The organism is Acidovorax sp. ST3, assembly GCF_003231145.1.
GTDB lineage: Bacteria > Pseudomonadota > Gammaproteobacteria > Burkholderiales > Burkholderiaceae_C > Acidovorax.
In genome coordinates, this window is record NZ_QKVP01000001.1 from 1037730 (window position 1) to 1058912 (window position 21183).

The following is a 21183-nucleotide window of genomic DNA, read 5'->3' on the forward strand; positions in this document are numbered from 1 at the left end:
CACGAAAAACGGGGCACGAGGCCCCGTTTGAACGACTGTACCGAGAGCCTGGTCAGGCTGCTGTCGGTGCGGTGTCCGTGGCTACTGCAGGAGTACCGCCGCTGGAGTTGTCGCCACCCGAGGGCGGAGTGCGCGGCGTCCAGTCCTTGGGAGGACGGGGCTCCTTGCCTGCCATGATGTCATCCAGCTGCTCGGTATCGATGGTTTCCCATTCGAGCAAGGCCTTGGCCATGGCGTGCATCTTGTCGCTGTTTTCTTCAATCAGACGACGTGCCAGGTTGTACTGGTCGTCGATGATGCGGCGCACCTCCATGTCCACCTTTTCCATGGTCTGCTCACTCATGGTGGTGGTCTTGGTCACTGAACGGCCCAGGAATACTTCGCCTTCGTTCTCGGCGTAGACCATGGGGCCCAATGCATCCGTCATGCCGTACCGGGTGACCATGTCACGAGCAATGTGTGTAGCGCGCTCAAAGTCATTGCTCGCGCCCGTGGTCATCTGGTTCATGAACACTTCTTCAGCGATACGACCACCGAACAGCATGCTGATCTGGTTAAGCATGTATTCGCGGTCATAGCTGTAGCGGTCCTGTGCAGGCAGGCTCATCGTCACGCCCAAGGCGCGGCCACGGGGGATGATGGTGACCTTGTGCACCGGGTCGCACTTGGGCAGCAGCTTGCCGATCAGGGCGTGACCAGCCTCGTGGTAGGCCGTGTTGCGGCGCTCTTCCTCGGGCATGACCATGCTCTTGCGCTCTGGACCCATCAGGATCTTGTCCTTGGCCTTCTCAAAGTCCTGCATCTCGACGGTGCGCGCATTGCGGCGCGCAGCCATCAGGGCAGCCTCGTTACACAGGTTGGCCAGATCAGCACCGCTCATGCCGGGTGTGCCGCGGGCGATGATTGCAGGAGCCACATCCTGGCCGATCGGGATCTTGCGCATGTGCACATTCAGGATCTGCTCGCGGCCGCGGATGTCGGGCAGCGTCACGTAGACCTGGCGGTCGAAACGGCCGGGGCGCAGCAGGGCGGCGTCCAGGATGTCGGGACGGTTGGTGGCAGCCACCACGATGACACCCAGGTTCGTCTCAAAGCCGTCCATCTCGACCAGCATCTGGTTCAGGGTCTGCTCGCGCTCGTCATTGCCGCCGCCCAGGCCAGCACCGCGCTGGCGGCCCACGGCGTCGATTTCGTCGATGAAGATGATGCAGGGGGCATTCTTCTTGGCGTTGTCGAACATGTCGCGCACGCGGGCCGCACCCACGCCAACGAACATTTCCACAAAATCCGAGCCCGAGATGCTGAAGAACGGCACCTTGGCTTCGCCCGCAATGGACTTGGCCAGCAAAGTCTTACCGGTACCGGGAGGGCCGACCAGCAGCAGGCCACGGGGAATACGGCCACCCAGCTTCTGGAACTTCTGCGGGTCCTTCAGGAAGTCCACGACTTCCTTCACTTCTTCCTTGGCCTCGTCACAGCCCGCCACGTCCGCGAACGTGACCTGGTTGTTGTTCTCGTCCAGCATGCGCGCCTTGCTCTTGCCGAAGCTGAACGCACCGCCCTTGCCGCCGCCCTGCATCTGACGCATGAAGTACACCCATACGCCAATCAGCAGCAGCATGGGGCCCCAGCTGACCAGAAGCGTCATGAGCAGGGAACCTTCCTCACGGGGCTTCACGTCGAACTTGACGTTATGGTTCAGCAGGTCGCCCACCAGACCACGGTCCAACACCGAGGCATTCGTGCGGATTTTGCGGTCATCGGTCGTGACCGCCACAATCTCGCCGCCGCTCAGCCCTTCAGGAATGGTGGCGCTTTTGATGCGATTGTTGCGGACTTCGTCCAGAAACTCGGAATACCCGACGTGGCCTGCACTTGCGCCGCTGCGGGTGTCAAACTGTTTGAACACCGTGAACAGCACCATGGCGATGACCAGCCATACGGCAATTTTTGAAAACCACTGATTGTTCAAGCGGGGCTCCAGTTGCGGGGAACAGAAAACGGACACACTGCCGTCATGGCACGCATGTGCGGCCCATTTTAGGTCTTTCAAGCCACGGGGCCAGTCCTATTCCCCCTCACGCCCATGGAATCAGCGCGGGCTTTGGCGCCAAAGTTCACGGATTCTTGACCTGAGGCAAGCCTGGACAGGCTACTTTTTAAGCCCCATACCCACCAGGAACGTTTCGGAGGACTTGTCGCGCGAAGCCTTGGGTTTCAGGGGCTTGACGACCTTGAAGGTCTGCTTGAACAAGGTGACCAGATCGCTGTACCCACTGCCATGGAACAGCTTGACCACTAGGGCGCCCTCCGGTTTCAAATGGTTGCAAGCAAAATCCACAGCCAACTCCACCAAGTGCGCAATCCGCGCCGCATCGGCCGACTCGATGCCCGACAGGTTGGGCGCCATGTCCGACACAACCACGTCCACCACCCGGCCGTCGAGCACCTGCTCCAGGCGCTCCAGCACTTCGGGCTCCCGAAAATCTCCGTTCAGGTAGGTGACACCTTCAATCGGCTCCATGGGCAAGATGTCCAACGCAATGATCACCCCGTTGAGCTGCCCCGCTGCAGCACCCGAGGGTGAGAGGCGCCGGCGCAGATACTGGCTCCATGCCCCCGGGGTAGAGCCCAGATCGACGACCGTATAACCCGGCTTGATGAGGCCCAGCTGCTCGTCAATCTCCTTGAGCTTGTAGGCGGCACGGGCGCGGTAACCCTCCTTGTGTGCCAATTTGACATAGGTGTCGTTCACGTGGTCGTTGAGCCACGCCTTGTTCACCTTTTTGCTCTGGGTTTTGACTTTCATATGGCGGTATTGTCTCTCGACAATCGCTGCAGTGGCCCACCTGCCCCCAGCGCTGCGCACGGCAGCCGGAATCACGTCCAGCCGGGCCGCAGACATAATACGGGGATGCCCCAAATTCAACTGACTCCTGCCGAGCGCCGGGAACAACGCGCCGCTGCCCACCACCTGGACCCCGTGGTCCTGATTGGCGGCGATGGCCTCACCCCCGCCGTCAAGAAGGAAATTGACGCCGCCCTCAACGCCCACGGTCTCATCAAGGTGCGTGTTTTCAACGATGACCGCGCCGCGCGCGAGCTGATGTACCAGGAGCTGACCGCTGAACTCAATGCCGCGCCCATCCAGCACATCGGCAAGCTGCTGGTGCTGTGGCGGCCTCAGCCCGTCAAGGAGCGTGCTGTCGATGAAGACCGGATGCCCGGCCCCCGCGACGTCAAGGTGCTCAAGTACAGCAAGCGGGGTGGCCAGCGTCCCGAGATCAAGCAGTTGCGCGTGCTCGGTAACCAGCGCCTCACCTCGGGCGGCCAGATTAAGCGGGCCAAGCCCAAGCAAAAATCCATCAAGAAGCGTCAGGCCGACTGATGAGCCAAGATGCAGGCTCGGCAGTACCTGCAACCGTTGCAGCACCTGCCGGCAAGGTGTCCACGCGCCACATCCTCTGCATGAAATGGGGCACGAAATACGGCCCCGAATACGTCAACCGGCTGTATGCCATGGTGCGCCGGCATCTGAGCGGCGATTTCCGTTTTATCTGCCTCACGGATGACAGCACCGGCATACGCAGCGAGGTGCTATGCCTACCCATCCCTCCACTCGATCTGCCGCCCGGCATTCCCGAGCGGGGGTGGACCAAGCTGGCCACCTTCAGCCAGGACTTGCATGGTCTCAAAGGCACGGCCCTGTTCCTCGATGTGGACGTCGTGATCACCGGATCGCTGGATGACTTCTTCACCCAGCCCGGCGAATTCCTGATCATTCACGACTACAAACGTCCGTGGCGCATCACTGGCAACTCGTCGGTATACCGCTTTGAGCTGGGCGCACACCCTGATGTGCTGGCGTATTTTCGCGAGCATTTCGCTGAAATCCGGGCGCAGTTTCGTAACGAACAGGCCTACCTGTCCGACTTCTTGTACAAGCAAGGCAAGCTGCAATACTGGCCCGCCGCGTGGTGCCCCAGTTTCAAGTACCACGGAATACCGCCCTGGCCTACCAACTACTGGCGCGCACCGTTCGTGCCAGAAGGTGCACGGATCGTGATTTTTCATGGTGAATGCAACCCCCCGGATGCCTTGGCGGGACGGCGCAACCGGCGCTTTCGCTTCATTCGTCCGGCCACTTGGGTGGCTGATCACTGGCACGAATAAGCGAGGCATTCGGTGGGCAACAGCGCTGGCTGCTGCCGTCAGCACTCGCGGGCTCAGGAGCCTGCTGGGCCCACCGGGCGAGAAGGCGACTCATGATCTTGGCGCAGGGTGTGCCACACAACGACCAGGGCGCAACACCACTGCAGCACGTACATCAGTGTGCCCACGCTGTGCCAAAGGCGTAAATCCTGCCGCGCCACGATGCGAGGGGCCACACCAAACTGTGTGAGCAGTGCCAACAAAAGCCCACCCAGTATAAAAACCATAGCTGCTCGCGCCCATGGATACTGCGCCACGGCCTGTTTCGGCCTTGAAATCAGCAGCAGCACAAGACAACAGGCGACCGCCACCCAGGTCTGCGCCGCAAACAACTTGGCCGCCATGTTGCCCGCCACGGTGGGCGACGGAAGATGGGCAAACAGCATGGGCACGACCAGAAACCCGATGGTGGTCAAACTGCCCCACCAAAGCGCGGCGACCAGGGCAGGAAGGCGGTGGGACATGCCGTGCAGGTTCACTGGTAGCTGACCGCCACCACTTCGTAGCGACGAATGCCGCCAGGGGCCTGCACCTCAGCAGTATCGCCCTCTTCCTTGCCAATCAGCGCACGCGCGATGGGGCTGGAGATATTGATCAGGCCTTGCTTGAGGTCCGCCTCGTCTTCGCCCACGATCTGGTACTTCACCATATCACCAGAGTCTTCGTCCTCCAGTTCGACCGTGGCACCAAACACCACCTTGCCGCCACCGTCGACCGCACTGGGGTCGATGACCTGGGCTACCGAAAGCTTGCCCTCGATCTCTTGAATGCGGCCTTCGATAAAGCCCTGGCGGTCCTTGGCCGCGTCGTAGTCGGCGTTTTCGCTCAGGTCGCCCTGCGCGCGTGCTTCGGCAATCGCTGCGATCACTGCGGGACGCTCCACAGTCTTGAGGCGGTGCAGCTCTTCCTTGAGCATTTCAGCGCCGCGCTTGGTAATGGGAATGGTGGCCATGCGATTGAGTCTCCACAAGTCAAAACGGTGAAAGTGCAAAGCACTTCCACCGATCTATCGCCACGCTACTCCCATAAACAACACAGGGAAGCACGTAGCACATCTACAAAAGGAAACCGCCGCACGTTGCCGCGCGGCGGTGTTAGTTCAGCAGCAATTATGCCGTGTTTGCAGCAGCAAAAGCCACCGCAAAAACCCGGTCAGGCCGCCAGCTGGGCGTGCAGTTCCTGCACGGAATACACGTCGAGCTTGTCCAGATACTTCATGCCTTCCACGGCCGCCTCCGCACCAAAGATGGTGGTAAAGGTGGTCACCCGGGCCAGCAGCGACGAGGTACGGATGGCACGCGAATCGGCGATCGCGTTGCGACGCTCTTCCACGGTGTTGATGACCATGACAATCTCGTTGTTCTTGATCATGTCCACGATGTGCGGACGGCCTTCCGTGACCTTGTTGACTACCACCACCGGGACGCCCGCTTCGGCAATGGCTGCAGCCGTGCCCTTGGTAGCGACCAGGTCAAAGCCCAGCGCCACCAGTTGGCGGGCAATGTCCACCGCGCGGGGCTTGTCGTTGTTCTTCACGGTGAGGAACACCTTGCCCGACGTCGGCAGCTTGGTGCCCGCGCCCAGCTGGCTCTTCACGAAGGCTTCGCCGAAGGTCTTGCCCACGCCCATCACTTCGCCGGTGGACTTCATCTCGGGGCCGAGGATGGTGTCCACACCGGGGAACTTGACGAAGGGGAACACGGCTTCCTTCACGCTGAAATACGGCGGTGTGACTTCCTTGGTGATGCCTTGCGAAGCCAGCGTCTGGCCGGCCATGCAGCGTGCCGCCACCTTGGCCAGCTGGATGCCCGTGGCCTTGGAGACAAACGGCACCGTGCGCGAGGCGCGGGGGTTCACTTCCAGCACGTAGATCACGTCCTTGCCATCCACTTCCTGGATGGCGAACTGCACGTTCATCAAGCCCACCACGTTCAGGCCTTCGGCCATGGCAGCCGACTGGCGCTTGAGCTCATCCACCGTGGCCTGCTTGAGGTAGTAAGGCGGCAGCGAGCAGGCCGAGTCACCCGAATGCACACCGGCTTGCTCGATATGTTCCATCACGCCACCGATGAAGGTCTTGCCCTCGGGGTCGCGCAGACAGTCCACATCGCACTCGATGGCGTCGTTCAGGAAGCGGTCCAGCAGCACGGGCGAGTCGTTGCTCACCTTTACGGCCTCGCGCATGTAGCGCTCCAGGTCACGCTGTTCGTGGACGATTTCCATCGCACGGCCGCCCAGCACGTAGCTGGGGCGCACCACCAGGGGGTAACCCAGCGTGGCGGCCTTTTCCAGGGCCTCGGCCTCGGTGCGTGCGGTGGCGTTGGGCGGCTGGCGCAGACCCAGGTCGCCCAGCAGCTTCTGGAAACGCTCGCGGTCTTCGGCCGCGTCGATCATGTCGGGGCTGGTGCCGATGATCGGCACGCCCTCGGCTTCCAGGCCCAGTGCAAGCTTGAGCGGCGTCTGACCGCCGTACTGCACGATCACGCCGTGTGGCTTTTCCTTGTCCACGATTTCGAGCACATCTTCGAGCGTCAGCGGCTCGAAGTACAGGCGGTCGGACGTGTCATAGTCGGTAGAAACCGTTTCAGGGTTGCAGTTGACCATGATGGTTTCGTAGCCATCCTCGCGCATAGCGAGTGCGGCATGCACGCAGCAATAGTCGAACTCGATGCCCTGGCCGATGCGGTTCGGGCCACCGCCCAGCACCATGATCTTTTTCTTGTCCGTGGGCGCGGCTTCGCACTCTTCCTCGTAGGTCGAGTACATGTAGGCCGTGTTCGTCGCAAACTCGGCAGCGCAGGTGTCCACGCGCTTGTAGACCGGGCGCACGTTGAGGGCGCGGCGTGCTTCGCGCACCGACTTCTCGGTGGTCTTGAGCAGCTTGGCCAGTCGGCGGTCGGAGAAGCCCTTCTTCTTGAGCGTGCGCAGCGTGTCAGCGTCCAGCGATGCCAATGCAGCGTCGCCCTTTTCTGCAGCGATCTTGTCGAGCTCCAGCTCGATCTTCACGATCTCTTCGATCTGCACCAGGAACCACTTGTCGATCTTGGTGAGGTCATACACCTCGTCCACGGACAGGCCCATGGCAAACGCGTCGCCCACGTACCAGATGCGCTCGGGGCCGGGCTCGCCCAGTTCTTTTTCGAGCACTTCGCGGTCCTGGGTCTTTTCGTTCATGCCGTCCACGCCCACTTCCAGGCCGCGCAGGGCTTTCTGGAAGCTTTCCTGGAAGGTGCGGCCCATGGCCATGACCTCACCCACCGACTTCATCTGCGTGGTCAGGCGGCTGTCGGCCGTGGGGAATTTTTCGAACGCGAAACGCGGGATCTTGGTGACCACGTAGTCGATAGAAGGCTCGAACGAGGCAGGCGTGGCGCCGCCCGTGATTTCGTTCTTCAGCTCATCGAGCGTGTAGCCCACGGCCAGCTTGGCGGCGACCTTGGCAATGGGGAAACCCGTGGCCTTGGACGCCAGTGCCGACGAACGCGACACGCGCGGGTTCATCTCGATGACGATCATGCGGCCGTCCTTCGGATTCACCGAGAACTGCACGTTGGAGCCACCCGTGTCTACGCCGATCTCGCGCAGCACCGCGAGCGACGCGTTGCGCATGATCTGGTATTCCTTGTCGGTCAGCGTCTGTGCGGGAGCCACGGTGATCGAGTCACCCGTGTGCACACCCATCGGGTCCAGGTTTTCGATGGAGCAGATGATGATGCAGTTGTCCGCCTTGTCGCGGACCACTTCCATCTCGTATTCCTTCCAGCCGAGCAGCGATTCTTCGATCAGCAGCTCGTTGGTGGGGGAGGCTTCCAGGCCGCGCTTGCAGATGGTCTCGAACTCTTCGGGGTTGTAGGCAATGCCGCCACCCGTGCCACCCAGCGTGAAGCTGGGGCGGATCACCGTGGGAAAGCCCACGCTCTTTTGCACGGCCCAGGCTTCGTCCATGCTGTGGGCGATGCCCGAGCGCGCGGAGCCCAGACCGATCTTGGTCATGGCGTCCTTGAACTTCAGGCGGTCTTCGGCCTTGTCGATGGCTTCGGGCGTGGCGCCGATCAGCTCGACCTTGTACTTGTCGAGCACGCCGTTGCGCCACAGGTCGAGCGCGCAGTTCAGCGCCGTCTGGCCGCCCATGGTGGGCAGGATGGCGTCAGGGCGCTCCTTGGCGATGATCTTCTCGACCGTCTGCCAGGTGATGGGCTCGATGTAGGTGACGTCGGCGGTGGCCGGGTCGGTCATGATCGTCGCGGGGTTGCTGTTGATCAGGATGACCTTGTAGCCCTCTTCGCGCAGGGCCTTGCAGGCCTGCACGCCGGAGTAGTCGAACTCGCAGGCCTGGCCGATGATGATCGGGCCGGCGCCGATGATGAGGATCGATTTGAGGTCTGTGCGCTTTGGCATTATTTCTTCTCCATCAGCGCGGTGAAGCGGTCAAACAGGTAGGCGATGTCGTGCGGGCCGGGCGATGCCTCGGGGTGGCCCTGGAAGCAGAACGCAGGCTTGTCGGTGCGCTCAAGGCCTTGCAGCGTGCCGTCGAACAGGCTGATGTGCGTGGGGCGCAGTGTGGCGGGCAGCGAGGCCATGTCCACGGCAAACCCGTGGTTCTGGCTGGTGATGCTCACGCGGCCGTTGTCCAGGTCTTTCACCGGGTGGTTGGCGCCGTGGTGGCTGTTGTCCATCTTGAATGTCTTGGCGCCACTGGCCAAGGCCATGATCTGGTGGCCCAGGCAGATGCCGAAGGTGGGCACGCCCGCTTCGACGATCTGGCGGGTGGCTTCGATGGCGTAGTCGCAGGGCTCTGGGTCGCCAGGGCCGTTGGACAGGAACACGCCGTCCGGCTTCATGGCCAGCACGTCCGCCGCAGGCGTCTTGGCGGGCACCACGGTGAGCTTGCAGCCACGCTCGGCCAGCATGCGCAGGATGTTTTTCTTGACTCCAAAGTCGTACGCCACCACATGGAAGCGCGGCGCAGCCTGTGTGCCATAGCCGTCGCCCAGCTTCCACTCGGTCTGGTCCCAGGTGTAGGTCGCAGGGGTGGTCACCACTTGGGCCAGGTCCAGGCCCTTCATGCTGGGCGCAGCCTTGGCCGCGGCCAGGACTTCGTCGATGCGCGCCTGCGTCACAGCCTCACCGGCTGCGAGGCCCAGGATGGCGCCGTTCTGCGCACCCTTGTCACGCAGCAGGCGGGTGAGCTTGCGGGTGTCGATGTTGGCAATGGCCACCGTCTTTTCGCGCACGAGGTACTGCGAAAGCGTTTCGGTGGATCGGAAGTTGCTGGCCAGAAGGGGCAGGTCTTTGATGATCAGACCTGCTGCATGGACCTTGTCGGCTTCGATGTCTTCCGCATTGACGCCGTAATTGCCGATGTGCGGATACGTCAGGGTGACGATCTGCTGGCAGTAGCTGGGGTCGGTGAGGATTTCCTGGTAGCCGGTGATGGCGGTGTTGAACACCACTTCACCGACCGTGGTGCCGGTGGCACCGATCGAGTTACCGATAAAGACCGTGCCGTCTGCGAGCGCCAGGATGGCGGGCGGGAAGTTTCCCTTGAGAGACAAAAGCACTGGGTTCTCCGGATGGTTACGGTCGCCCGGCGCCTGCAGACCACTCGCACACTCGAAGCGCGATGGTGCCAATGGCTGCTCTCAGATGGGTTGTTGCTTTGGGTGCGGTCGGGCGACGCTGTTGCGAGAAAAGCTCCCGATTATACCCTCCGTCGCTGACACCTCCGCAATGCATGCCTTGCATAACCCTGGTACCAACGTCTATGAGCTGCGGGACCAAGGCTCACCCCGAGCGCCCATGGCACCGCGACGGGCGCGGACAGGCTCAGCGCCCTGCTCCGCTCGCGTGCAGGCAGATGGCCGCAGCCGCCGCCACGTTCAGCGACTCCTCGCCGCCGGGCTGGGCGATGCGGATGCGCAAAGAAGCCCTATCTTCCAGAGCCGGGCTGACGCCCTGCCCTTCGTGGCCCATCACCCAGGCGCAGGGCCAGGGCAAGGCGGCGCAGTGCAGGAAGTCACCCGCATGCGAGCTGGTGACCAGCAGCGGCACCTGGAGGGCGGCGAGGTCGTCCAGCGCCAGCCCCTCGATCAGGTCGAGTGCGAAATGCGCCCCCATGCCAGCCCGCAAGACCTTGGGCGACCACAGCGCGGCACTGCCCTTGATGGCGGCCACCTGGCGAAACCCGAACGCCGAGGCGCTGCGCAGGATGGAGCCCACATTGCCCGCGTCCTGCACCCTGTCCAGCACCACGGTGGCGGCATCGGGCCGGAGTGATGCCGGTGCGGGCAGGTCCAGGATGAAGCCCATCGCGGCGGGCGACTCCAGCCCGCTCACGTCTGCAAACAGTGCATCCGCAAGAACTATGAATTTTGTAGCTGCCCGGGCATATTCCACCTGCGCCTGCGGCCAAAAAGACTCAGAAAACACCGCCACCGATGCCCGCAGCCCCCGCGCCAGCGCGGCGCGGCACAGATGGTCTCCTTCGAGCCAGACACGGCCCTGCTTGCGGTACGCCGTCGTGTCCTGGGCCAAACGGCGCAAATCCTTGACGAAAGCGTTATCGCGGGAATGGATGGCGGTGACGGACGAGGAGGTCATGGCAAATTTTCAGCGCCCGGTCAGGATCCGGAGCGCAGGTTCTGGGCCACAGGCGCAAACGAGCGCCGGTGGTGAATGCAGGCACCGTGCTCGCGCAAGGCCGCCATGTGCACGGCCGTGCCGTATCCCTTGTGGCCGGCAAAGCCGTATTGGGGGAACTCATCATGCACCTGCGCGCACCAGCGGTCGCGGTGCACCTTGGCAAGGATGGAGGCTGCCGAGATGGCCGGCACAAGCGCATCGCCCTTGACGATGGCCTCCGCAGGAACGTCCAGCACGGGCAGCCGGTTGCCGTCCACCAGCACCATCGCCGGTTTGAGCCGCAGCCCCATGACGGCACGGCGCATGGCCAGCAGCGTGGCCTGCAGGATGTTGAGTTGGTCGATCTCTTCGACACTGGCCTCGGCAATGCTGCAGCACAGGGCCTTGGCGCGGATCTCGTCGTAAAGCTTTTCACGCCGCGCGGCCGTGAGTTTCTTGGAGTCGGCCAAGCCCGCAATCGGGTGCAGGTCGTCCAGGATCACAGCCGCTGCCACCACGGGCCCGGCCAGGGGACCACGGCCGGCCTCGTCCACGCCAGCCACGAGGCCGGGCGGATGCCAGGGCAGGCAGGCCTGCTCAGGCTGCGGGAGCGAGGATTTTCTGGATCGCATCGGCAGCCAGTTGGGGAGTGTTGCGCAGCAGGCTCTCGTGCAGCGCCGTAAAGCGCTGCTCCAGGGCCGCAATTTTGGGGGGATCTTGGCGCTTTGCATCCAGCCAGTCCAAGGTGGCTGCGCAGAGGGCCTGGGGCGTCGCGGCGTCCTGGATCAGCTCGGGCACCACAAACTCGCGGCACAAGATGTTGGGCAGGCCCACCCAGGGCTGCAGTTGCTTGCGGCGCATGAGCCACCAGCTCAGGGGGTGCATGTGGTAACCGATGACCATGGGCCGCTTGAACAGAGCGGCCTCCAGCGTCGCGGTGCCGCTGGCGATCAAGGTGGCATCACAGGCCGCGAGCACCGTGTGCGACTGGCCTGTGGTGATCTGCAGGGCATCACCCAGACCACACGCGCGCGCCACCTGCTCGATGCGGTCACGCAGTGCAGGCACTGCAGGTACTATCAATTTAATAGCTGGTCGCGCTTTAAGCACCAGCGCTGCCGCCTCAAAGAAGGGCCGCGCGATGTACTGGATCTCGGAAGAGCGGCTTCCCGGCAGGATGGCCAGAACTTCGTCCTCATCCCTCAGGCCCAGCTGAGCGCGCGCGGCCGTACGGTCCGGCACCATGGGAATCACGCCCGCCAGGGGATGGCCCACGTAGGTGGCGGCTATGCCGTGCTGCGCGAGCAACTCTGGCTCGAACGGGAAGATGCAGAGCACATGGTCCGCGCTGCGGCGGATCTTTTCGACGCGGTCTGCACGCCAGGCCCAGATGGACGGACACACGAAATGCACGGTCTTGATGCCCGCAGCGCGCAAATCGGCCTCCAGGCCCAGGTTGAAATCCGGCGCATCCACGCCGATGAATACATCGGGGCGGTCTTTGAGCAGGCGTTCGCGCAGCTGCTTGCGGATGCGCAGCAACTCGCGCAGCCGGCGCAGCACCTCCATGCTGTAGCCGTGTACCGCCAGTTTGTCGCTGGGCCACCAGGCAGCAAAGCCACGGCGCGCCATCTGCGGCCCACCAATGCCGCTGGATTGCAGCCCCGGCCAATGCGCCTGCATGCCGTCGATCAGCAAGCCCGCCAGCAAGTCGCCCGACGTCTCGCCCGCCACCATCGCGACGCGGGGGGAATCTGCCATCGCCCAGCCCTCAGCGCGCAATGCCGCGCGTGGCGTCGGCCAGGAACCGCTCCATCATCGCCGCGTCGTCGCTGGCCTGCGGCGCGGACTGCGCCAGCTCTGCAATGGCGGCGCGCGCGGCCTCCAGCGTGAGGCCCTGGCGATAGATCAGCTTGTGCATCTGCTTGACCGCCGCAATGCGCTCGGCCGAAAAGCCACGCCGGCGCAGCCCCACCACGTTGTAGCCGCGCACGGCCAAGGGGTTGCCATCCACCAGCATGAAAGGTGGCACGTCCTGCGACACGGCGCTGGCAAAGCCCACCATCGCATGGGCACCAATCTTGACGAACTGGTGAATGCCGGTGAGCCCGCCCACCGTCACCCAATCGCCCAGGTGCACATGCCCTGCCAGCGTGGTGTTGTTCGCCAGCGTAGTGTGGTTGCCCACATGGCAATCGTGGGCGATGTGGGTGTACGCCATGATCCAGTTGTCATGGCCCACGGTGGTGATGCCACCAGCCTGGGGCACGCCCAGGTTCAGTGTGCAGAACTCGCGGATGGTGTTGCGGTCGCCGATGACCAGTTCGGTCGGCTCGCCCGCGTACTTCTTGTCCTGCGGGATGGCGCCGATGGAATTGAACTGGAAGATGCGGTTGTCAGCACCAATCGTGGTGTGCCCATCGATCACACAGTGCGCGCCGACCGTGGTGCCCGCACCAATGGTCACGTGTTCGCCAATGACTGTGTATGGCCCCACCGTGACCGTAGGGTCCAGGCAGGCACCGTCCGCAACAAGGGCTGTGGGGTGGATATTGCTCACGATCCAACAGGTCTGAACCGGTCAACCCACAGCGCGCATGGTGCACATGAGTTCGGCCTCGCAAGCCACCTCTTCGCCCACGCTGGCCACGCCCTTGAACTTCCAGATGCCGCCGCGCACGCGGTCGATGGTGATGGTCAGGACCAGCTGGTCGCCCGGCTCCACGGGGCGCTTGAAACGCGCGCCATCGATACCGACAAAGTAGTAGATGTTGTTCTCATCGGGCACCTTGCCCATGGCGTCAAAGGCCAGCAAACCGGCGGCCTGGGCCAATGCCTCCAGGATCAACACACCCGGCATCACCGGACGGCCGGGGAAATGCCCCATGAAATAGGGCTCGTTGAACGTGACGTTCTTGATGGCCTTGATGCGGGTGTTGCTCTCCAACTCGATCACCTTGTCCACCAGCAAAAACGGGTAGCGGTGGGGCAGTTGTTTGAGAATTGCGTGAATATCCATCATCGAGTTGTTCTTCCGTTCATGCTGCCTTGAGGGCCAGCTCCAGCGCCTTGATGCGCTCGCGCAGGCTGTGCAATTGTTTGAGTGTGGCAGCGTTTTTTTCCCAGCGCGCATTGTCGTCGATGGGGAACATGCCGGTGTACTGGCCAGGCCGGGTGAGAGAGCGGGTAACCACCGTTGCGGCCGAGATATGCACGTTGTCGGCCAACTCCAGGTGCCCCAACACGATGGCGCCACCGCCCACAGTGCAATGTGCCCCGATGGTGGCACTGCCCGCGACACCCACGCACCCGGCCATGGCCGAGTGCTTGCCGATGCGCACGTTGTGGCCGATCTGGATCAGGTTGTCGAGCTTCACGCCGTCTTCAATCACCGTGTCTTGCAGCGCACCCCGATCAATGCAGGTGTTGGCCCCGATCTCGACATCGTCTCCGATGCGCACGGCACCGAGTTGCTCGATCTTGACCCATTGCCCGTTCTCCGGCGCAAAACCAAAACCATCGGCCCCGATGACCACGCCCGCGTGGACGATACAACGCGCACCGACATGACAGTCCTCGCCCACGGTGACGCGGGACTTGAGCACAGTGTCCGCACCGATGCTTGCCCCGCGCTCGACCACGCACAGCGGGCCGATGGTGGCCGAGGGGTGCACCTGCGCCGTGGGATCGACCACTGCGCTGGGGTGAACACCCGATGGCCGCGCGGGCGCATTGCACTGGCGCCACAACTGGGTGGCGCGGGCAAAGTACACATACGGGTTGTCGGCCACGATGCATGCGCCGCGCACCAGTGCGGCATCACGCATGGCAGGCGCCACAATGACACAGGCCGCCCGGGAGGCGGCCAGTTGCTGTTGGTAGCGCGGGTTGCTCAGAAAACTGAGGTCTCCCGGGCCTGCAACCTCCAGTGGCGCGATGCGGGCGATGGCGGTTTCCCGCGCTCCCCCTTCCAGCGAACCACCGAGCGCATCAACGATGTGCCCGAGAAGCAAGCTGCTCACGCGCCACCTGTCCTGCGCAGCGGCTTACTTGGTTGCAGCAGCGGCATTCAGGGCCTTGATCACCTTGTCGGTGATGTCGTGCTTGGGATTGATATAGACGGCCTCTTGCAGGATCACATCGTACTTCTCGGCCTCAGCCACCTGCTTGACCACCTTGTTGGCGCGCTCCAGCACTTGCGACAGCTCTTCGTTCTTGCGGGCGCTCAGGTCTTCCTGGAATTCACGGCGCTTGCGCTGGAAGTCGCGGTCCTGATCCACCAGTTGGCGTTGGCGCGCGGTACGCTGGCTCTCGGCCATGGTGGGCGCTTCACGTTCAAACTTGTCGCTGGCGGTCTTCAGGGTATTGCCCATGTCCACCAGTTCTTTCTCGCGGCGGGAGAACTCCTGCTCCAGCTTGGCCTGCGCAGCCTTGGCTGTGGTGGCTTCCCGGAAGATGCGATCGGTGTTGACGAAACCGGCTTTGAACTCTTGCGCTTGTGCAGGGGCTGCGATGGCGACGGCGCCCAGCAGCAAGGCCACGGAGAGATGGCGAGAAAAGGATTTCATTAGAAAGACGTTCCAATCTGGAATTGCAGTTTCTGGATTCTATCGCCGGCGAACTTGCGCACCGGCTGCGCAAACGCCAAACGCAAGGGGCCAAGTGGCGAAATCCAGCTCAGACCCAAGCCCACGGAGGCACGCATGTCACTGAAGGTAACTTTGTCGTTTTCGCCGTACACATTGCCCACGTCCAGGAACGTGAACACACGCAGGGTCCGGTCATTGCCAGCACCCGGGAACGGAGCAATCAGCTCGGTGTTCAGTGTGATCTTCTTGGGGCCGCCCAAGGAAGCACCGGTCACATCACGCGGGCCGAGGGTACCCTGGTCGAAACCACGCACCGAGCCCAGACCGCCCGAGTAGAAGTTCTTGAACACCGGGAATGGGCGACCGTTCAAGCCCTTGCCGTAACCGGCTTCGCCATTGAAGGCAATGGTGAAGCGTTTGTTGAGCGGGATGTACTGCTGGTACTGGTAGTTGGCCCGCACATAGCGCGCATCGCCCGCCACAGACCATTCGGAATTGAGGCGCTGATAGCGACCGGAGTTGGGCGCCAGAGCGCTGTCCCGATCGTCGCGGGACCAGCCCACGGTCAATGGAATCGACGTGCTGCTGTAGCCGAACTTGTCGGCATAGAACAGGTAGGTGGCCGGGATGTTCGTGCCGGGCTTGATGCGGGTCTGTTCCAGCCCGCCGCCAAAGAACACCGTATCGGTCTCGCTGAAAGGCACGCCAAAACGCACGGAGGTCCCAGTGGTAACCAGCTGATAGTTGCCCCCTTGGTCTTCGTAAGGCTTGTCAGTGCGGTAGTACACATCGAGCGTGCGCGAGATGCCTTCGGGCGTGAAGTACGGGTTGGTGGTGCTGAAGACCAGAGTGCGCCGGTACTTGCTGGTGTTGACGTCGATGCCCAGGTAGTTGCCCGAGCCAAAGATGTTTTCCTGCTTGATACCAAACGAGAGCGACGCCTTTTCGGCGCTGGAGAAGCCCACACCCAGTTGCAGCGAACCTGTGGGCTTTTCAGCCACGTTGATCACCAGATCGACCTGGTCGGGAGAGCCAGGCACTTCCTGCGTTTCCACGTTCACTTCCGTGAAGAAGCCCAGACGGTCCACGCGGTCGCGGGACAGGCGGATCTTGTCGCCGTCGTACCAGGAGGCCTCGTATTGGCGGAACTCACGGCGAATGACTTCGTCACGCGTGCGGTTGTTGCCACTGACGTTGATGCGGCGCACATAAGCGCGGCGTGCCGGTTCGGCTTGCAGCACAAAATTGACGCGATTGTTCTCGCGGTCGATTTCGGGCACAGCCTCCACGCGGGCAAATGCAAAACCAAACCGGGCGAAATACTCGGAGAAGGCCTTGGTGGTTTCGGTCACCTGGTCCGCGTTGTAGGGCTCGCCGGGGCGGATGGTCACCAGCGACTTGAATTCGTCCTCACGGTCCAGGTAGTTGCCTTCGAGTTTGACGCCCGACACCACATACCGCTCGCCTTCCGTCACATTGACGGTGATGGAGATGTCCTGCTTGTCCGGAGAGATGGCGACCTGCGTCGAGTCCACACGGAACTCCAGGTAGCCTCGCTGCAGGTAATAGGAGCGCAGGGTTTCAAGGTCGGCATTGAGCTTGGTGCGCGAGTAGCGATCAGACTTGGTGTACCAGCTCAGCCAGCCCCCCGTGTCCTGGTCGAACAGGCCCTTGAGCGTGGATTCGCTGAACGCCTTGTTGCCCACAATGCGCACTTCCTTGATGCGTGCAGGCTCACCTTCCGTGATCGTGAAGGTCAGGTTCACCCGGTTGCGCTCGATGGGCGTGACCGTGGTCACCACCTCGGCGCCATACAGGCTCTTGTTGATGTACTGGCGCTTGAGCTCTTGTTCAGCGCGGTCGGTCAGCGCCTTGTCATACGGGCGGCCTTCCGTCAGGCCCACTTCACGCATGGCCTTTTTGAGGGCATCTTTGTCGAATTCGCGGGCACCGGCAAAGTCCACATCAGCGACGGTGGGGCGCTCTTCAACCACCACCACCAGCACATTGCCGCTGGCCTCCAGGCGCACATCCTTGAAGAGTCCCAGACCGAACAACGCACGGATTGCGGCAGCGCCTTTTTCGTCGTTGTAGTCGTCACCGACCCGCAGGGGCATGGATGCAAACACGGTGCCGGGCTCCACACGCTGCAAGCCTTCCACGCGAATGTCCTGCACCTTGAATGGCTCCAGAGCCCATGCCGCATTGGCGACAAAAATCATGGCTGCAACGGCCGATGCAGTACGCACGCCCAGGCGATTGATGTGTTTTTTCATGAATGAAGCGGGAGCCGCAGTTGCAGGGCAAGCGCGGCAAAAGTGTTAGCCAAAGAGCCGGGTGATATCGTTGAACAGGGCTATGGACATCATGACCAGCAGGACTGCAACGCCTCCACGCTGCAGCCGCTCCATCCATGCGTCCGATACGCCCCTGCCCGTGACACCCTCCCAAAGATAATACATCAGGTGCCCACCGTCCAAGACAGGCAGCGGCAGCAGGTTCAGCACCCCGAGGCTCACGCTGATCAGGGCCAGAAAAATGAGGTATTGCGTCAGCCCCATGCTGGCCGAGCGGCCTGCATAGTCGGCGATGGTCAAGGGCCCACTCAGGTTCTTGAGCGACGCCTCGCCGATCACCATGCGCCCCATCATGCGCAAGGTGAGCAACGACACGTCCCAGGTCTTCACCACGCCGCCCCACAGGCCATCGACCAAGCCGTAGTCCACCGTCACGAACTCAGGGGCAGCCCCTACGTAGGCACCAATGCGCCCTACCGTGTTGCCAGGTTCGATCACGGCATCAGGCAGTACATCCAGCGTGATCACCTGGCCGCCGCGCTCCACGCGCCAGGGCTGCGCCACCGGTTCATTGCCACGCACCGATTGCCGGATCAGCTCACGCAACTGCTGGCCGTCCACCACATCGGTCTGCCCCACCTTGAGCACCAGATCGCCGGAGCGCAGGCCAGAACGCTCGGCAGCGCTTTGCGCCATGACCTCGCCCAGCACGGGGCGGGTCCAGGGTCCCAGGATGCCGACCTTGCGGAACAGCTGGGCGTCGGCCTCACGGCTGTCGATGCGGGACATGTCGAGGACCACCTCGCGGTGGCCCGCCCCCTGGGCGGACTGCACATCAAGGCGAACATTCAGTCCCTCGAGCGCACCGCGGGTCAGCAGCCACCGCAGGTCTTCAAACGAACGCACCGGCTCCAGGTCTTCTGCCCCCAATGCGGCGCGCTCTACCAGTTCACCGCCCCGCAAGCCGGCACTTTGCGCCACCGAACCCGCGACCGGGCTCGCCAGAATGGCCCGGGGTTCTTCCACCCCGTTCCAGTTCACCACCGAATACAGCAGCACTGCCAGCAACAAATTGGCGATGGGCCCGGCGGCAACGATGGCTGCACGCGAGCGCAGGGGCTGAGTGTTGAAGGCCAGATGCCGCTCCTCTGTGGCGACAGGCGCTTCGCGCTCGTCCAGCATGCGCACATAGCCCCCCAGGGGAAACGCACCGATCACGAATTCCGTGGGAGACCCTTGCGGCTGCCAGCGCAGCAACGGCTTGCCAAAGCCTACCGAAAACCGCAGCACCTTGACCCCACAGGCCACCGCCACGCGGTAGTGCCCATATTCGTGCACCGCAATCAACAGACCGAGGGCCACAATGAAGGCAGCGATGGTGAGCAGCATGGATGGAGAGTTCCTGAACGGGACGGCAATCAGGCAGCCAGACGGCCCGCCACATGTTCTGCCGCATGGCGGGCCTGGGTATCCAGATCCAGCAATGCAGCCAGCGAATCGGGCTTGGAGGGCGAAACGGCATCCAAAGTTGCAAGGTTGACCGCGTGAATATGGTCAAAACGCAGCCGCCCGGACAAAAAGGCGCCCACAGCCACCTCGTTCGCCGCATTCAGCACGGCGGTGGTCCCCTCGGCCGCCTTGAGCGCCTGCCAGGACAGGTGCAGGCCAGGGAAGCGCACGGCGTCTGCGTCTTCAAACGCGAGAGCGCTCAGGGTCGAGAAATCCAGCTTGCTGGCCCCGCTGGTGATGCGCTCGGGCCAGGACAGGCCGCAGGCAATCGGCACGCGCATGTCAGGGGTCCCCAGCTGCGCCAGGATGGAGGCATCCTTGAACTGCACCATGGAGTGGATGATCTGCTGGGGGTGGATGACCACCTTGATCTGGTCCGGATGCAGGTCAAACAGCCAGCGGGCCTCGATGACCTCCAACGCCTTGTTCATCATCGTGGCCGAATCCACGGAAATCTTGCGTCCCATCGAGAAGTTGGGGTGCGCACAGGCCTGGTCAGGGGTGATCTGTGACAGCGTGGAAGGGTCCCGCTGGCGGAACGGGCCGCCCGAAGCCGTGAGCAGGATGCTGTCCACACGGTCAGCCCAGGTGGTGGGGTCTTCGGGCAGGCACTGAAAGATGGCCGAGTGTTCGCTGTCAATGGGCAGCAACGTGGCGCCACCGTCGCGCACGGTCTGCATGAACAACCCGCCGCCCACCACCAGGGCCTCCTTGTTGGCCAGCAGCAATCGCTTGCCCGCACGCGCCGCAGCCAGACAGGGAGCAAGACCGGCCGCCCCCACGATGGCAGCCATCACGGCATCCACATCATCGTGTGACGCTATCATTTCGAGAGCATCTTGCGCTTGAATGACTTGCGTTGAAAGGCCGTTTGCCTGCAATTTTTCAGCCAAGACAGCCGCATGCGGAGCGCTGGCCATCACCGCATAACGCGGGCGAAACTGCGCACACTGCGCCAGCAAAAGATCCACTTGCATCGCCGCACTCAGCGCAAATACCTCGAAGCGCTCCGGGTGGCGCGCCACCACATCCAGTGTGCTGGTCCCGATAGAGCCGGTGGAACCGAGAACGGTGAGTCGTTGTTTCTTCATAGGGTTGTCAGGCTCGTGAGCATCATGGCCAGGGGCAGTGTGGGCAACAAGGCATCCACGCGGTCGAGCACGCCACCGTGCCCAGGCAACAGGCCACTGCTGTCCTTGACTCCGGCGCTGCGCTTGATGAGCGACTCCACCAGGTCACCCGACACGCTCATGGCCACCATGAACAACGCCGCAATCACCAGCAACCACCAGCCCTGCTGCGCCATGCGGCTGTAAAAACTGGGCACCGACGCCTGCCAGTGGGCATCCGCCGCTACCCAGACGAAGGCCATCACCATCACCCCTGCCAGGCCGCCCCATACACCTTCCCAGCTCTTGCCGGGACTGATCGAGGGCGCCAGCTTGCCCTTGGTAAACCGCAACCCGAATGCGCGTCCCGCAAAGTAGGCAAAGATGTCGGCCACCCACACCAGCAGCAGCACCGACAGCAAAAAGTTGATGCCCACATTGCGGGCCTGCACCACGGCCAGCCACGCGAGCCACAAGGCGAGCACGCCAGCCACCAGACGCACACCGGCTGGTATGCGGGGCCAGCCGGGCACTCCGGCCTTGAGCAGCCAGGCAGCCGCCAGAACCCACAGCCCGCCGCCCACCACCCAGAGGGCTGTCAACGGACGATCCACCCAGCCCAACGCCCACGACCCAGCACACAAGGCCACACAGGCCACACCCACGGCCACGGAGCCCGCCTGGCCAAAACCGCTCAGACGCCCCCATTCCCAGGCACCGGCAGCCATCAGAACCAGCACAACCAGCGTGAACGGAACGGTGTTGGCATAGAAAAGCGCCGGCAGCAAAATGGCCAGCAGAACCAAGGCGGTGATGACGCGCTGTTGAAGCATGGGGGCTTTCAGA

General features: G+C 62.8%; 19 protein-coding genes. 2 read left to right on the forward strand and 17 right to left on the reverse strand.

Features of this window, described 5'->3' with window-relative positions:
- Positions 1-52 precede the first annotated feature (52 nt).
- Together ftsH and DNK89_RS04605 are read right to left on the reverse strand one after the other, a co-directional pair.
- Positions 53-1972 (reverse strand): ATP-dependent zinc metalloprotease FtsH, encoded by a 1920-nt coding sequence (gene ftsH / locus DNK89_RS04600; RefSeq protein ID WP_015013574.1) that lies wholly within the window; start codon positions 1970-1972, stop codon positions 53-55.
- Positions 1973-2152: 180 nt separating this feature from the next.
- Positions 2153-2809: an RlmE family RNA methyltransferase gene (locus DNK89_RS04605; RefSeq protein WP_110959060.1), complete on the reverse strand. Its 657-nt coding sequence runs from the start codon at positions 2807-2809 to the stop codon at positions 2153-2155.
- Between the two features lie 105 nt (positions 2810-2914).
- On the opposite strand from DNK89_RS04605, the gene DNK89_RS04610 reads away from it, so the two are divergent.
- Both DNK89_RS04610 and DNK89_RS04615 read left to right on the forward strand, forming a co-directional pair.
- A complete protein-coding gene (locus tag DNK89_RS04610) occupies positions 2915-3388 on the forward strand; it encodes a YhbY family RNA-binding protein (protein WP_110959061.1) in 474 nt (157 codons plus the stop codon).
- On the forward strand, positions 3388-4173 hold the full coding sequence (locus tag DNK89_RS04615) for a glycosyltransferase (RefSeq protein ID WP_110959062.1): 786 nt from the start codon (positions 3388-3390) through the stop codon (positions 4171-4173). Before DNK89_RS04610 ends, DNK89_RS04615 begins: the two co-directional genes overlap by 1 nt.
- 53 nt (positions 4174-4226) lie before the next feature.
- On the opposite strand, the gene DNK89_RS04620 is transcribed toward DNK89_RS04615, so the two are convergent.
- The 15 genes from DNK89_RS04620 to DNK89_RS04690 form a co-directional block, all read right to left on the reverse strand.
- Entirely contained in the window at positions 4227-4676 is a 450-nt protein-coding gene (locus tag DNK89_RS04620) for a DUF4149 domain-containing protein (RefSeq protein ID WP_110959063.1), read from the reverse strand.
- A gap of 11 nt (positions 4677-4687) precedes the next feature.
- Positions 4688-5164, reverse strand: coding sequence for a transcription elongation factor GreA (gene greA, locus DNK89_RS04625; RefSeq protein WP_110959064.1), 477 nt, complete (start codon positions 5162-5164; stop codon positions 4688-4690).
- Between the two features lie 200 nt (positions 5165-5364).
- Positions 5365-8610 carry a carbamoyl-phosphate synthase large subunit gene (gene carB, locus DNK89_RS04630; protein WP_110959065.1) on the reverse strand — a complete coding sequence of 1082 codons (3246 nt, stop codon included), beginning with the start codon at positions 8608-8610 and terminating at the stop codon, positions 5365-5367.
- Entirely contained in the window at positions 8610-9773 is a 1164-nt protein-coding gene (gene carA, locus DNK89_RS04635; protein ID WP_110959066.1) for a glutamine-hydrolyzing carbamoyl-phosphate synthase small subunit, read from the reverse strand. The genes carB and carA overlap by 1 nt, the downstream gene beginning before the upstream one ends.
- A 265-nt stretch (positions 9774-10038) precedes the next feature.
- A complete protein-coding gene (locus DNK89_RS04640) occupies positions 10039-10812 on the reverse strand; it encodes an RNA methyltransferase (RefSeq protein WP_110959067.1) in 774 nt (257 codons plus the stop codon).
- 20 nt (positions 10813-10832) lie between these two features.
- Positions 10833-11465 carry a ribonuclease HII gene (rnhB, locus tag DNK89_RS04645; RefSeq protein WP_110959068.1) on the reverse strand — a complete coding sequence of 211 codons (633 nt, stop codon included), beginning with the start codon at positions 11463-11465 and terminating at the stop codon, positions 10833-10835.
- Positions 11431-12594 (reverse strand): lipid-A-disaccharide synthase, encoded by a 1164-nt coding sequence (gene lpxB, locus DNK89_RS04650; RefSeq protein WP_110959204.1) that lies wholly within the window; start codon positions 12592-12594, stop codon positions 11431-11433. The genes rnhB and lpxB overlap by 35 nt, the downstream gene beginning before the upstream one ends.
- Positions 12595-12604: 10 nt before the next feature.
- Positions 12605-13393, reverse strand: coding sequence for an acyl-ACP--UDP-N-acetylglucosamine O-acyltransferase (lpxA, locus tag DNK89_RS04655; protein ID WP_110959069.1), 789 nt, complete (start codon positions 13391-13393; stop codon positions 12605-12607).
- 21 nt (positions 13394-13414) lie between these two features.
- Positions 13415-13855 (reverse strand): 3-hydroxyacyl-ACP dehydratase FabZ, encoded by a 441-nt coding sequence (fabZ, locus tag DNK89_RS04660; RefSeq protein ID WP_015013562.1) that lies wholly within the window; start codon positions 13853-13855, stop codon positions 13415-13417.
- 16 nt (positions 13856-13871) lie between these two features.
- Positions 13872-14855, reverse strand: a complete 984-nt coding sequence (gene lpxD, locus DNK89_RS04665) for a UDP-3-O-(3-hydroxymyristoyl)glucosamine N-acyltransferase (protein WP_110959070.1) — start codon at positions 14853-14855, stop codon at positions 13872-13874.
- Between the two features lie 24 nt (positions 14856-14879).
- Complete coding sequence (locus tag DNK89_RS04670; protein WP_015013560.1) at positions 14880-15401, reverse strand: OmpH family outer membrane protein; 522 nt, start codon at positions 15399-15401, stop codon at positions 14880-14882.
- Positions 15401-17698 (reverse strand): outer membrane protein assembly factor BamA, encoded by a 2298-nt coding sequence (bamA, locus tag DNK89_RS04675; RefSeq protein WP_015013559.1) that lies wholly within the window; start codon positions 17696-17698, stop codon positions 15401-15403. Before bamA ends, DNK89_RS04670 begins: the two co-directional genes overlap by 1 nt.
- Before the next feature lie 45 nt (positions 17699-17743).
- The gene (gene rseP, locus DNK89_RS04680) at positions 17744-19108 is read right to left on the reverse strand and encodes an RIP metalloprotease RseP (RefSeq protein WP_110959071.1); all 1365 of its coding nucleotides are present in this window, start codon (positions 19106-19108) and stop codon (positions 17744-17746) included.
- 29 nt (positions 19109-19137) lie between these two features.
- Positions 19138-20319 carry a 1-deoxy-D-xylulose-5-phosphate reductoisomerase gene (gene ispC, locus DNK89_RS04685; RefSeq protein ID WP_110959072.1) on the reverse strand — a complete coding sequence of 394 codons (1182 nt, stop codon included), beginning with the start codon at positions 20317-20319 and terminating at the stop codon, positions 19138-19140.
- Positions 20316-21170, reverse strand: coding sequence for a phosphatidate cytidylyltransferase (locus DNK89_RS04690; protein WP_110959073.1), 855 nt, complete (start codon positions 21168-21170; stop codon positions 20316-20318). Before DNK89_RS04690 ends, ispC begins: the two co-directional genes overlap by 4 nt.
- Positions 21171-21183: the final 13 nt, after the last annotated feature.

Coding starts and splice junctions, on each gene's coding strand:
- DNK89_RS04605 (WP_110959060.1), bottom strand. CDS start 2,809: ATGAAAGTCAAAACCCAGAGCAAAAAGGTGAACAAGGCGTGGCTCAAC.
- DNK89_RS04610 (WP_110959061.1), top strand. CDS start 2,915: ATGCCCCAAATTCAACTGACTCCTGCCGAGCGCCGGGAACAACGCGCC.
- DNK89_RS04615 (WP_110959062.1), top strand. CDS start 3,388: ATGAGCCAAGATGCAGGCTCGGCAGTACCTGCAACCGTTGCAGCACCT.
- DNK89_RS04620 (WP_110959063.1), bottom strand. CDS start 4,676: ATGTCCCACCGCCTTCCTGCCCTGGTCGCCGCGCTTTGGTGGGGCAGT.
- greA (WP_110959064.1), bottom strand. CDS start 5,164: ATGGCCACCATTCCCATTACCAAGCGCGGCGCTGAAATGCTCAAGGAA.
- carB (WP_110959065.1), bottom strand. CDS start 8,610: ATGCCAAAGCGCACAGACCTCAAATCGATCCTCATCATCGGCGCCGGC.
- DNK89_RS04640 (WP_110959067.1), bottom strand. CDS start 10,812: ATGACCTCCTCGTCCGTCACCGCCATCCATTCCCGCGATAACGCTTTC.
- rnhB (WP_110959068.1), bottom strand. CDS start 11,465: ATGCGATCCAGAAAATCCTCGCTCCCGCAGCCTGAGCAGGCCTGCCTG.
- lpxB (WP_110959204.1), bottom strand. CDS start 12,594: ATGGCAGATTCCCCCCGCGTCGCGATGGTGGCGGGCGAGACGTCGGGC.
- fabZ (WP_015013562.1), bottom strand. CDS start 13,855: ATGATGGATATTCACGCAATTCTCAAACAACTGCCCCACCGCTACCCG.
- DNK89_RS04670 (WP_015013560.1), bottom strand. CDS start 15,401: ATGAAATCCTTTTCTCGCCATCTCTCCGTGGCCTTGCTGCTGGGCGCC.
- bamA (WP_015013559.1), bottom strand. CDS start 17,698: ATGAAAAAACACATCAATCGCCTGGGCGTGCGTACTGCATCGGCCGTT.
- rseP (WP_110959071.1), bottom strand. CDS start 19,108: ATGCTGCTCACCATCGCTGCCTTCATTGTGGCCCTCGGTCTGTTGATT.
- ispC (WP_110959072.1), bottom strand. CDS start 20,319: ATGAAGAAACAACGACTCACCGTTCTCGGTTCCACCGGCTCTATCGGG.
- DNK89_RS04690 (WP_110959073.1), bottom strand. CDS start 21,170: ATGCTTCAACAGCGCGTCATCACCGCCTTGGTTCTGCTGGCCATTTTG.